The organism is Pantoea sp. nfd-35 (assembly GCF_056892255.1).
On the sequence record NZ_CP122403.1, the window covers coordinates 4,319,173 to 4,331,261 of the forward strand.

A 12,089-nucleotide genomic window follows, 5' to 3' on the forward strand; every position below is an offset into this window, starting at 1 on the left:
AGCACCAATAAGTCAGAAAATGCGAAGCATAAGACTGGATAAATTTACAGCCATTATAACAGCGAGGTGAGTGATGCCAACTGGGAAATTTCAACGTGTGGCAGCAGACGGGCATCCTCGATCTGCATGAGATTACCCTCACGAAGGTTAATCCAGCAGGCCTGCATGCCAAAACGAATCGCGCCTGCCACATCGGTGGTGAGATCGTCGCCAACGTGCAGAATGTGTTCCGGGGCGATATTAAGACGTTGCGCGGCCAGCTGATACATATCCAGCCACGGCTTAGCGCGCCCGTCTGGCCCCGCCCGGAGTGAAAACTGGAAGTAGTGTGCCAGCCCGAGTTTTTCAGGCTGCGCGTTGCCATTGGTGATCGCCACCAGCGGCACTTTCTTCGCCATGGCGTTCAGCGTGTCATGGGTTTCAGCAGGCATATCGACCTGGCTGCGCCACTGATGGAACACATCCATAACCTGCGTCGCGCCCGCCGCGGCTTCGGATGGCGTTAAACCGGCCTGGCACATGACATGTTCAACTGAACGCCGACGCCACTCAGAGACATCATGGTAGATCTCAGGTTCGCTTGCACGTAACTGACTGCGCGAGGCGGCTACGTCTTCCGGCGTTATGGCTCGCAGCGCCGGGTGGAAAGCCTGCAGCGCAGCATGAGAGGCTTCCGTGGTTTTACGGATCACCGGATAGTTGTCGTAGAGCGTGTCGTCTAGATCGAAAGTGATCGCTTTGATGTCACGCAGAGGGCGATAAAACTTCATTCACTCTTTCCTCGTTTGGCGCGGGGATGCGCAGCATCATACACCGATGCCAGATGCTGGAAATCAAGATGGGTGTAAATCTGGGTGGTCGACAGATTCGCATGGCCCAGTAATTCCTGCACCGCGCGCAGATCGCCACTCGACTCCAACAAATGGGTGGCAAAAGAGTGGCGCAGCTTATGGGGATGTATATGACTGGAAAGACCCTGCTTAATTCCCCACTCGGCAAAGCGTTTCTGGACGTTGCGCGCAGAGATACGAGAGCCACGGCTGGAGAGAAACAGCGCATCATCCCCAGGGTTAAACGCGGTGCGTAGCGGCAACCACTGCTGGATCCAGCTGACGGCGGTGCGACCGATCGGCACGCGCCGCTCCTTGCTGCCTTTACCTAAAACCCAAACCTCTCCCGCCTCAAGATCGACATGGCGGCAGTCCATATTGACCAGCTCGGAAAGACGTAACCCTCCGCCGTACATCACTTCCAGCATCGTACGATCGCGGATCGCCAGCGGATCGGTGAGATCAATCTCCAGCAACTGGTTAACGTCATCAACATCGATATTTTTCGGTAGATGACGACCGTTGCGCGGCGTGGCGATCCCTTTCGCCGGATTAGCCGCCAGCATGTCGCGGCTCACCTGCCAGTCAAGGAAACTGCGTAATGCGGAAAGACGTAATGCCAGACTACTTGCAGCCAGACCTGCACGACGGCTGCGGGCCGCCATGCTCCGCACCATGGCGGGATCGAGCTGTGACCACGCGCTGATTTTCATCTCATCGGCAATTGTCACCAGTGCGGCAAGCTGACGCGCGTAGCTGCTCAGGGTAAGCGGGCTGAGCTGGCGTTCAACCTTCAGGTGGCGCAGAAAGCCGTCAACGGTCTCCTGCAACACGCTGCTCATGCGCGCTCCACCCAGCGTTCCAGCAGCGCAGGTATCATCTGCGAAAGGTGCTGAAGCAGTAAGGTGCCCATGCCCGACTGATAGTGCAGGCTGTCACGGCTACTGAAGATAATGATGCCAAGCTCGCCCTCATCACCCATCAGGGACATGGCGACTGAACCAATGGCCTTTGCCTGAGGCAGCAGCAGCAGCAGCTCCGGGCCATTGATATTCCCCAGATAGTGCTGCTCATTACCGAAGCGCTGAATGCGTAACGGTTCGAAAGCCTGACGGGCCAGGCCAAGCTGCACAAAGTCAGACGGCGCACCCAGTCGCCACTTGTCGTTAAACAAGCGGATATTGGCTCCCGCCAGTCCGAGATCGCGCGCCCAGCGATGCAGGCGATTAAGCATATCCTGGAGTGAGCTGGCGGCGGCCAGGTGACTTTGCAGTGAAAGCAGACGTGAGAATAACTGTTGATTTGCGGTCGCCAGCTCCATCAGCAGCGTAATTTCTTCTTCCAGACGCTGGATGTGATTGCGCTGGCGCGCCATGTGCCATTCCACCAGCGATACGCTGCCGCGAACCGGGTGCGGTACCGCCATCTGTTCCACCTGACGGGCGTTGCGCATAAAGAAATCAGGATTCTGACGCAGATAATCACTGACGGCCTGATCGTCCAGCAGGACAGTATTTTCCACCTGCTCTTCGATATTTTTCATAAGTGAATAAACCCATCGTAGACATGTGTGGCCGGACCGGTCATGTAGAGCGGCTGTCCGACGCCTTTCCAGGCGATATGTAACGTGCCGCCTGGTAAATCAACGCGTACTTTCTGACTTAAAATACCCTGCTGGATACCGCAGGCAACCGCCGCACAGGCACCGCTACCGCACGCCTGGGTTTCCCCTGCACCGCGTTCATAAACACGCAGCCGGATGTGTTCAGGGCTGATAATTTCCATAAAGCCCACATTGACGCGCTCCGGAAAACGCTCATGGCTTTCCAGGACCGGTCCCAGAAGCTCAACCTGGGCCGTTTTCGTGCTTTCCACCTGGATTACGCAGTGAGGGTTGCCCATGGAGACGGCACCAAACATCACCGTTTGTTCCGCCACGCGTAACAGGTAAAGGTTTTCGGCTTTATTGGCGCGGAAAGGCACCTGCTGGGGTTCGAAATTTGGCTCGCCCATATTCACACGTACCAGATCGTCTGGTGTCACGCTCAGAACCATGCGACCAGCCTGGGTGCTCACGCGAATATCGCTTTTATTCGTCAGCCCTTTTAACTGAACAAAACGGGCGAAGCAGCGGGCGCCATTCCCACACTGCGCGACTTCACTCCCGTCTGCATTAAAAATGCGGTAGTGAAAGTCGAGATCGGGATCGTAAGGCGGCTCAACGACCAGCAGCTGATCGAAGCCAATCCCGAGATGGCGATCGGACAGCCGGCGGATCAATTCCGGCGAAAAAAAGACATTTTGCGTTACGGCATCCACAACCATGAAATCATTGCCGAGACCGTGCATTTTGGAGAACTGCATTTTTTGCTCCGCCGGATGCGCCATAAGTGTTATTTCATTTGTGAGCTTGAGCTTGAACCACCCGTCACCAGACCACCTACATCCGCTTTAGACGCGTCGGCTTTCTGTTTTTGCGTGGGTGCTGACGTTGGCGCAGCTTGTTTTGGCGTGTCCTGCGGCGGGAAGTAGAGCGGTCCTTTTAATCCACAGCCTGCAAGGCTTGTTAATGCCATTGTCATTGCTAACAGGCTTATCGCTTTCTTCATTCTTTATGCTCTTCATGTCCTGTGACCTGGATGCTTATCATCGCAGTTGAAGTTGGAAAAGCAACAGGAAATGCCAGCTAATCACGTGAGCGCTGTGGCAAGCCCTGAAGATAGCATCATTGCGGGCTTACCGAACTCAATGTACCTGATAGCGTGGCTGATAATCGTTATTGTCGTTATCAGGCTGCGAGGCACAGAGATCGGTGAGGACCTGATTTCTGAATGGAATGACCTGATAACGTTCACCTGTGTTCACGATTTGATAGAACTGCGGCAGGTTAAAATTGATAAAACTTGAGCCATAGGTAAAACGGTCGTGCGACGAGGAGTAAAAACGGCTGACGTCCCGCACCAGCTCTTCCTTGCTGCCTTCACAATGGTGATAGACCTCGACGCGGTTACTTTCATCCAGAATATAAATGTTGAAACCGCGATCGTCGGTAGTATCTTCAAAAAAGAACTGAATGATCCCTTCGCTGGCATAGCCGTTAACCACAGGCGGCAGTGGCGTCTGATTAGACTCGACTTTAATCGACAGGCCGTGAAGCTTGTTGTTGGAAATGGCGCCATAAAACTCAACGGCGTTTTCCAGCTTCTGAACCGATACGCCCATGCGTTCAAAGAACAACCCCCAGGTCTGGCCCGCCATACGCAGTGCTTTGAACCGCCCTGGCTCCTGACGCGTACTGGAAAGGCGCAGTTCGATGCACTCTGACACCAGCTGCTGTACGCGGGTACGAATCAATCCACGTAAATGCTGGCTGTAGCAGAACACCTCAACGGTATCAGGCGGGGAAGCGTCCTGATGCATTTTACCCAGGATGGTTTTCAGGCCTTCGATCATCGCCTGTTCGCCACTGAAGTGCAGCGTACGCACCTCATTCCACGAGTTACGGTACAGCAGGTCGATACTGCCGATTAAACACTGCTGCTGCTGACCAAAGCTGAACACATCGAGTTTGCGGAAATCGAAATGCACCACCTGGTTACGAAACGCCGAGGTGGGATCGTGCTCAAGGTTAACAATGATGGCCAGATGGCGGATTTCACACGGGCTGTAGAGCGCCTTGGGCGTGGGCGCAGGCAGACGCAGCGGGAAATGGCTGGAGACATCGTCGACCAGTTCCTGCAGGCGCGCCAGATCGCATAGCTCATTGCCCTTAATGTGCAGCCGCGTTTTGCTGGTCAGCAGTCCGTTGAACCAGGCCCAGGCGACCAGCTTGTTAAGATAGCGGTTATATTCCAGCGGCTGATGGCTGATGATTGAGCTCATGTCCGGCGACTGGTTATACAGATACCAGCCTGGCCGGTTGGCACGGCCCGGCGGCACGTGAATGAAGGTCAGATTGGATTCGGACAGATCGGGAGAAATCTGCGGATTAACCAGCGTCACCTTGCCCGGCAAGGCCTCAAAGGCGGCGTACAATTTACGGGTCAGCACGCCGATATCCTGCGGGCTGGCGCTGACGCTTAAATTGTTGCGACGAGCAAAGCGGATAAGGTTGCGATAGCTTTGCATCATCGCATCCAGCAACTCATTGTGCGCTTCGCGCACGCGCTCGATTTTCCATTCGGCACGGTTGTCCAGAATAGCAATCTTTTCGTCGTCCCAGCCCCAGGCTTTAACCAGCTGCGACAGGATCTCACGGCGCCAGCCGCTACGCTGCGGGTGATCGTCACTGCTGAGTTTTTCGCAAACTTTTAAATAGAAGCAGCGGCGAACCAAATCAAGGCGGGGCTGATCGTCAATACTGGTGAGATAGCGTGTAACGCGTTCCAGCATCATACAGTAAGGATCAAGGCCAAAGCAGACGATTTCTCCGTCGTGCAGACGCTGCTTGATATCCATCGCGAGCAGTTTGGTATCCGGGTATTCCCAGCTATAAGCTTCCAGCAGCAGCGTTTTCAACACCGCTTTATAGGGCGAATCGATACTTTTATACAGCTGCCACAGGCTGGCACCGAAATACTCTTCTGCTGATAACGTGCTGAGGCCGCCCAAATCCAGCCACTCGTTTGGCGTGAGCACGCCTTTCGCATACAGCGACATCACGTAGTCATCATAGTGATGCTCTTCTTCGCCTGGCACCATATTCCACAGAATACGTTTACCGGCCATTCTTACCGCCGTGCGGTAGAACTCATCCAGCAGCAAAATATGTTGGGTAGAACCGCAGTCTTCACCACCAAGATTGCCGCTTTCGTTGTGGCGGAAGCGGTTTTCATCAATGAGGAAAAAGCTGACTTCGATGGCCTGCGAGGCACACCATTTTTGCAGCAGCGCACATTTACGCTGCAGATTCAGGCGCTCTTCATTATCCAGCCAGGATTGATGGCAAACCCAGATATCCAAATCGGACACGCTGTTTTGCCCAACGGAAGAGGTGCTGCCCATTGAGTAGATGCCAGTGATAGGCAGTTCACCTTTAGGGGCTTCGACCAGGGAGAGTTCCTGTTTGCCCGTTAACTCTGCAAGCAGCTGCAGTTGGTTTTCATCAGGCGTGAAGACGTTGATGCCGTGGGGAACGCTACCTTCGAGGTAACCCGGCATCAGCGGATGTTGATAATGTAGTAAGATCGGAAGCAGACTGTAGACTCGCTGAAAAGCGGGCCCCATGGCAGCGAGTGCGCGATCAACGCGCAGCTGGTTAATTGCATCCAGTCTCTGTTTTAGTGTCTCAATATAGAGGTACAAGACGTTTCGCCTGGTTGTCCTGGAGTTTAAGCACCCTGTTTCCAGTCTCTGCCGCTTAATAAGAGAGATGTCGTGCAGATAATTGCTGGAAACGTGATCAATCTATCACTCGCTGGATTGACCGTAAAGAAAGTTACGCTACCTGCATTTTAGCACGGTTTCGTCTACTTTTCGCTCACTCTGCGCCTGGCCTGAGATTACTGTCTGATATATCAGGTTTAATCCGCAGGCGGTTCTTTTCAATCCGTTGAAACTGACAGCATTCCCTCAACGATGATAGGATATTCGATGAACGATCTAAATGGTTAACGGCATGTTAAACAAAATTTTCAGAATTGCTACACGACAAAGCCCACTTGCCCTGTGGCAAGCACAATATGTACAGCAACGATTGATCAGTGCCCATCCTGGCCTGCGCGTGGAGCTGGTACCTATGGTGACAAAGGGCGATATCATTCTTGATACACCGCTCGCGAAAGTGGGGGGGAAAGGGCTGTTCGTTAAAGAGCTCGAGCAGGCAATGTTAGAAAACCGTGCCGATCTGGCCGTACATTCGATGAAAGATGTGCCCGTGGCATTTCCGGAAGGCCTGGGCCTGGTCACCATTTGCCAGCGGGACGATCCGCGCGATGCGTTTGTCTCCAATCACTACGCGTCAATTGATGAACTTCCACAGGGCGCTGTCATTGGAACGTCAAGCCTGCGGCGTCAGTGCCAGATTAGCGCGCGACGTCCCGATCTGGTGATTCGCTCGCTGCGCGGGAACGTGGGCACACGATTAAGTAAGCTTGATGCTGGCGAATATGACGCCATTATTCTTGCCGCCGCCGGGTTGAATCGACTTGGCCTGGCCGATCGTATTCGCCAACCGCTACCTGCGGATATTTCCTTACCCGCCGTGGGTCAGGGCGCAGTTGGCATCGAATGTCGGTTAGACGACAGCACGTTAATTGCGCTGTTACAGGCATTGAATCACGATGATACGGCGGTCTGTGTGAGAGCGGAACGCGCCATGAATACCCGACTTGAAGGCGGCTGCCAGGTTCCGATTGGTAGCTTTGCCGTACTTGAAGGCGACGAACTCTGGCTTCGCGGTCTGGTGGGTGCACCCGATGGGAGCGTCATGGTGAGCGGTGAACGCCGTGGGCCTCGCGATCAGGCAGAGCAAATGGGCATTTCGCTGGCAGACGAGTTGCTCAACGGTGGCGCACGTGAAATTCTGCGCGACGTTTATCAGGGGCAACCTCCCGTATGACGATTCTGGTGACGCGCCCGGAACCCGCAGCGGCGGAGCTGGTCTCGCGCCTGCACGCCCAGGGTAAACAGGCGTGGAGCCTGCCGCTGATAGAATTCGCGCCGGGTAACGATCTCCTGCAGTTACCGGCCACCCTTGCCACGTTGAAACGCGGCGATCTCGTTTTCCTCCTTTCGCAGCAGGTTATTCACTTTGCACAGCACGCCATCAAAGCATGGCCCGCTGACGTAGACTATTATGCAATTGGTCGCAGCACCGCTTTGGCTTTTCATACGATCAGCGGCCTGCAGGTGACCTACCCTCACGCGCATGAAACCAGCGAAGAGTTGATAAAACTGGCGACATTGCAGCAAATAGCGGGTAAGCATGCGCTTATCCTTCGAGGGAATCAGGGCCGCGAGCTGCTGTCAGAAACGCTGGTGGCACGTGGCGCGCAGGTCACCTATGCAGAGTGCTATCAACGTTGCCAAAAACACTATGACGGCGCCATCGAAGGCCGTCGCTGGCGCGATCGTAATATTCACACGCTGGTCGTGACCAGCGGTGAGATGCTGCATCAGCTGTATTCGCTGTTCCCCGAGGTCGATCGTGAGGAATGGCTGCTCCGCTGTCGACTAGTCGTCGTCAGCGAACGTTTGGCTTCCCTGGCCGCCGATCTTGGTTGGCAGACTATTCAGGTAGCCGATGGTGCCGATAACGATGCGCTGTTGCGCGCGTTATGTTGAACTTAACAATGGGATGTGCCAGATATGACGGAACAAAAAGACACCTCCGCCGTGGTTGACGAAACCACACCAGCGGTTGATCGCCCCTCTTCTACCCAGGAAAAATCACCGCGCAATCGCAATAATGGTGGCATGGTGCTGGGAGCAGTCGCGATTGTCATCGCACTGGCGATTGGCGCAGGGTTATACCTGAACGATAAACACCAGGCCGAACTGCAGGCACAAACCAACCAGGAACTGAGTGATCAGCTGTCCACGCTGCAGAAACAGGCAAACAGCGACAAACAGCAGCTGGCCCAACAGTTGAGCGCGACAGAAAAAGCATTAGAGACCGCTCAGTCACAGCAGGCGGCATCGGCCAAAGAGCTGGAAACGCTGCGTGAAAAAATGGCTTCAATTTCAGGTAATGACGTGCGCAGTTGGTTAGTGGCCCAGGCTGACTACCTGGTGAAGCTGGCCGGACGTAAATTGTGGAGCGATCAGGACGTGACCACCGCTGCAGCGCTGCTGAAAAGTGCAGATGCCAGCCTGGCAGACATGAACGATCCCAGCGTCATGAACGTGCGTCGTGCGTTAACTCAGGATATCAGTACGCTCTCCGCCATCTCCCAGGTGGATTATGACGGCATCATTTTGAAACTTAATCAGTTATCAAACGGTGTGGATAATCTGCGGCTGGCAGATAACGACAGCGATGATGCGCCTATGGACAGCGACAGCGGTGAACTTTCCAGTTCCATTCGTGAATGGCGTCAGAATCTGGTGAAGAGCTGGCATAACTTTATGGATGACTTTATTACCATCCGCCGTCGCGATAATACCGCACAGCCGCTGCTGGCACCGAATCAGGATGTTTATCTGCGCGAGAACATCCGCTCGCGCCTGCTCATCGCTGCTCAGGCCGTACCACGTCACCAGGAAGAGATTTACAAGCAGTCGCTTGAAACCGTCTCAACATGGGTACGCGCGTGGTATGACACCAATGATGCCTCAACCAAAGCGTTTCTGGCCCAGTTGGATGAATTAAGCCAGCAGAACATCAATATGGATCTGCCCGACAGCCTGGAGAGCCAGCCGCTGCTTGAAAAGCTGATGCAAACCCGCGTTCGTAATCTGATGGCACAGCCTTCTGCCGCCGCTAATCAGCAGGGAGGCTAATCATGCTTAAGGTATTTATCCTCTTTGTTCTGCTGATTGCCGGCATTGTACTGGGGCCGATGATTGCGGGTCATCAGGGCTACGTGCTGATTCAGACCGACAACTGGAACGTTGAAACCAGCGTGACGGGCCTGTCCATCATCCTGATTATTAGCCTGCTTGTGATCCTGGCTGTGGAATGGATACTGCGCCGTTTATTTCGCACCGGCGCGCGTACCCGCGGCTGGTTCACTGGCCGTAAGCGTCGTCGTGCCCAGCGCCATACGCAAAATGCCCTGATGAAACTGGCGGAAGGGGATTTCAGACAGGTAGAAAAACTGCTGTCTAAAGACGCAGAGCATGCTGATGTGCCTGTCGCTAACTACCTGCTAGCTGCAGAAGCCGCACAACAGCGTGGAGATGAAATGCGGGCCAACCAGCACCTAGAACGGGCGGCTGAGCTGGCTGGCAATGATGTGATTCCGGTCGAAATTACCCGTACCCGCATTCAATTGGCGCGTCGTGAAGATCATGCAGCGCGCCACAGCATCGATCGCCTGCTCGAAGTCGCGCCTCGTCATCCGGAAGTACTTCGTCTGGCTGAGCAGGCATATGTCCGCACCAGCGCCTGGAGCGCACTGCTGGATATTCTTCCCGCCATGGAAAAATCCGAGGTCGGGACAGAAGAGCAACGCACCCTGCTGCAGCAACAGGCCTGGCTGGGCCTGATGAACCAGGCGATGGCCGATCAGGGCAGCGAGGGACTGAAGCGCTGGTGGGGCAATCTGAGCCGTAAAACTCGCCATGAGACATCATTGCAGGTAGCGATGATTGACCATTTGATTGAGTGTGACGACCACGATACCGCGCAGGACATCTTGCTGGATGGGCTTAAACGTCATTACGATGATCGTCTGGTGCTGCTGATGCCACGTATTAAGAGCGGCAACCCAGAGGCACTGGAAAAAGCCTTACGTCAGCAAATCAAACAGCATGGCGCGACGCCCCTGTTGCACAGTACCCTGGGGCAGTTGTTAATGCGCCACGGTGAATGGCAGCAGGCAGCGGAAGCACTTCAGCAGGCACTGGCTCAGCGCCCTGACGCCTTTGACTACGCGTGGCTGGCTGACGTTTACGATCGCCTTCGCCGTCCGGAAGAGGCGGCAAAAATGCGTCGTGAAGGCCTGTTGCTGACGCTGAAAAATAACCCTGATGCCTGATAGCACAGCATCGCGTTAAGTAAAAAACCGGGCTCGCCCGGTTTTTTTGTGTCTGCGCTTTCAGGCAAAAAAAAAACACCTGCTAAAAGCAGGTGTAAGATCAGGTCGGTTAGACAACCGAGAGGTACCCGACTCAACGTGGTGTCTGATAACCCTGTAAGACTTTCGCGATACAGGCAGGCAGACAACAGGTACCCAAAATTGGCTCTGCGTCATTCCCAGGTTTATGTAGCCGAAGCAAACATAAGAGGTGGAATGAGCATCTACGCGTTAATTATTGCATAATCCATGCCAGTTGTTATTATTATTTTAATTATTTTTATAAATCAGTCACTTATATCTTAATGCTTTTTTTGGGGTTCTTTCTCTTTGCAATGAGCGTCGTGTTATTACGACAAACCAGACAATGGATGTCGCATACAGGCGACAAACAAGGTAAAGACTTGTCAATCCCTGTTAAAACAGTAATTTAAGCGTCTCATTTTTGCGACAGCCATTACTATGACTCCGCTCTGACTCACTTCCGAGAGAAATGACGTGCCCGTCTGAGCGGATTTTCGCCCCTGAAAGACGCCACTGCCTGCGCAACATTGTCTCGCTGACGCCCGGCGCGAATCGCCTTCGGCGGTGCTCATCCTCTTTCATTCAGGCGAAAAAAAACCTGTCTTTGCAGACAGGTTTCTTAAATATGGTCGGCGAGAGAGGATTACGCGCCCCTGCGGGACGCGCCCTTCGGGCCGTTGCGTTCGCAACGTTGTCTCGCTACGCTCGGCGCAACCCTCCTTCGGAGGTTCTCATCCTCTTTTATTCAGGCGAAAAAAAACCTGTCTTTGCAGACAGGTTTCTAAAAATGGTCGGCGAGAGAGGATTACGCGCCCCTGCGGGACGCGCCCTTCGGGCCGTTGCGTTCGCAACGTTGTCTCGCTGCGCTCGGCGCAACCCTCCTTCGGAGGTTCTCATCCTCTTTTATTCAGGCGAAAAAAAACCTGTCTTTTCAGACAGGTTTCTAAAAATGGTCGGCGAGAGAGGATTCGAACCTCCGACCCACTGGTCCCAAACCAGTTGCGCTACCAAGCTGCGCTACTCGCCGATTTTTTTATTTTGTTTTGCCTGGTGCGAAGAGAGGGACTTGAACCCTCACGTCCGTTAAGACACTAACACCTGAAGCTAGCGCGTCTACCAATTCCGCCACCTTCGCGTATCCCAGCAAAATCTGGGGTGGCTAATGGGACTCGAACCCACGACAACTGGAATCACAATCCAGGGCTCTACCAACTGAGCTATAGCCACCACTGTACTGAATGTTGCAAGTCAAACCCACAGCATTTAAATCTTTGTTACTAACGCGGTACTCAAACCACCGAAGCTCTTACGCACAAACTAAATGGCGCGCCCGACAGGATTCGAACCTGAGACCTCTGCCTCCGGAGGGCAGCGCTCTATCCAGCTGAGCTACGGGCGCGTAGCGCCGTTGCGGATGTGCATACTAGAGATAAGCGCCCACGCTGTCTAGTGCTTTTTAAAGAAAATAGCGCGTTTGATTACGCTTTGTGCATTTCGTCGACAATTAACGCATTTATGCCGTTACTCGTGCGAAAAACCTGGCGTTAATCAGCGA

General features: G+C 54.0%; 10 protein-coding genes, 4 tRNA genes and 2 other RNA genes. 4 read left to right on the top strand and 12 right to left on the bottom strand.

All coding sequences use genetic code 11. The features are described from left to right. Nucleotides 1-53 precede the first annotated feature (53 nt). The 6 genes from yigB to P9J57_RS19975 form a co-directional block, all read right to left on the bottom strand. A complete protein-coding gene (gene yigB, locus P9J57_RS19950; RefSeq protein ID WP_483279355.1) occupies nt 54-770 on the bottom strand; it encodes a 5-amino-6-(5-phospho-D-ribitylamino)uracil phosphatase YigB in 717 nt (238 codons plus the stop codon). Further along, a complete protein-coding gene (gene xerC, locus P9J57_RS19955; protein ID WP_013024072.1) occupies nt 767-1,672 on the bottom strand; it encodes a tyrosine recombinase XerC in 906 nt (301 codons plus the stop codon). Before xerC ends, yigB begins: the two co-directional genes overlap by 4 nt. Next, entirely contained in the window at nt 1,669-2,373 is a 705-nt protein-coding gene (locus P9J57_RS19960) for a DUF484 domain-containing protein (protein WP_483279356.1), read from the bottom strand. Before P9J57_RS19960 ends, xerC begins: the two co-directional genes overlap by 4 nt. After that, the gene (dapF, locus tag P9J57_RS19965; protein WP_015701292.1) at nt 2,370-3,194 is read right to left on the bottom strand and encodes a diaminopimelate epimerase; all 825 of its coding nucleotides are present in this window, start codon (nt 3,192-3,194) and stop codon (nt 2,370-2,372) included. The genes P9J57_RS19960 and dapF overlap by 4 nt, the downstream gene beginning before the upstream one ends. A gap of 29 nt (nt 3,195-3,223) precedes the next feature. Continuing rightward, on the bottom strand, nt 3,224-3,439 hold the full coding sequence (lptM, locus tag P9J57_RS19970) for an LPS translocon maturation chaperone LptM (protein WP_013024069.1): 216 nt from the start codon (nt 3,437-3,439) through the stop codon (nt 3,224-3,226). Between the two features lie 136 nt (nt 3,440-3,575). Then, a complete protein-coding gene (locus tag P9J57_RS19975) occupies nt 3,576-6,134 on the bottom strand; it encodes a class I adenylate cyclase (RefSeq protein WP_019106245.1) in 2,559 nt (852 codons plus the stop codon). A gap of 313 nt (nt 6,135-6,447) precedes the next feature. On the opposite strand from P9J57_RS19975, the gene hemC reads away from it, so the two are divergent. Genes hemC through hemY form a run of 4 tightly spaced genes read left to right on the top strand, consistent with a single transcriptional unit; the run spans nt 6,448 to nt 10,471 of the window. Next, nucleotides 6,448-7,389, top strand: a complete 942-nt coding sequence (gene hemC, locus P9J57_RS19980; protein ID WP_024471032.1) for a hydroxymethylbilane synthase — start codon at nt 6,448-6,450, stop codon at nt 7,387-7,389. Then, the gene (gene hemD / locus P9J57_RS19985) at nt 7,386-8,114 is read left to right on the top strand and encodes a uroporphyrinogen-III synthase (RefSeq protein ID WP_014595009.1); all 729 of its coding nucleotides are present in this window, start codon (nt 7,386-7,388) and stop codon (nt 8,112-8,114) included. The genes hemC and hemD overlap by 4 nt, the downstream gene beginning before the upstream one ends. Nucleotides 8,115-8,138: 24 nt before the next feature. Beyond that, entirely contained in the window at nt 8,139-9,272 is a 1,134-nt protein-coding gene (hemX, locus tag P9J57_RS19990) for a uroporphyrinogen-III C-methyltransferase (protein WP_014595008.1), read from the top strand. Between the two features lie 2 nt (nt 9,273-9,274). Further along, on the top strand, nt 9,275-10,471 hold the full coding sequence (hemY, locus tag P9J57_RS19995) for a protoheme IX biogenesis protein HemY (protein ID WP_105088842.1): 1,197 nt from the start codon (nt 9,275-9,277) through the stop codon (nt 10,469-10,471). Nucleotides 10,472-11,160: 689 nt separating this feature from the next. Here the strand turns inward: hemY and P9J57_RS20000 are convergent. From P9J57_RS20000 to P9J57_RS20025, 6 genes are all read right to left on the bottom strand, one after another. Beyond that, nucleotides 11,161-11,290: non-coding RNA, RtT sRNA (locus P9J57_RS20000), on the bottom strand. Nucleotides 11,291-11,322: 32 nt separating this feature from the next. Further along, a non-coding RNA gene (locus P9J57_RS20005) (RtT sRNA) lies at nt 11,323-11,452 on the bottom strand. A gap of 32 nt (nt 11,453-11,484) precedes the next feature. Then, nucleotides 11,485-11,561 (bottom strand) — tRNA-Pro (locus tag P9J57_RS20010). A 21-nt stretch (nt 11,562-11,582) separates the two neighbouring features. Further along, nucleotides 11,583-11,669: transfer RNA gene (locus tag P9J57_RS20015), tRNA-Leu, on the bottom strand. Nucleotides 11,670-11,685: 16 nt separating this feature from the next. Beyond that, nucleotides 11,686-11,761, bottom strand: a tRNA-His gene (locus P9J57_RS20020). Nucleotides 11,762-11,856: 95 nt separating this feature from the next. Continuing rightward, nucleotides 11,857-11,933: transfer RNA gene (locus P9J57_RS20025), tRNA-Arg, on the bottom strand. Between the last annotated feature and the right edge of the window lie 156 nt (nt 11,934-12,089).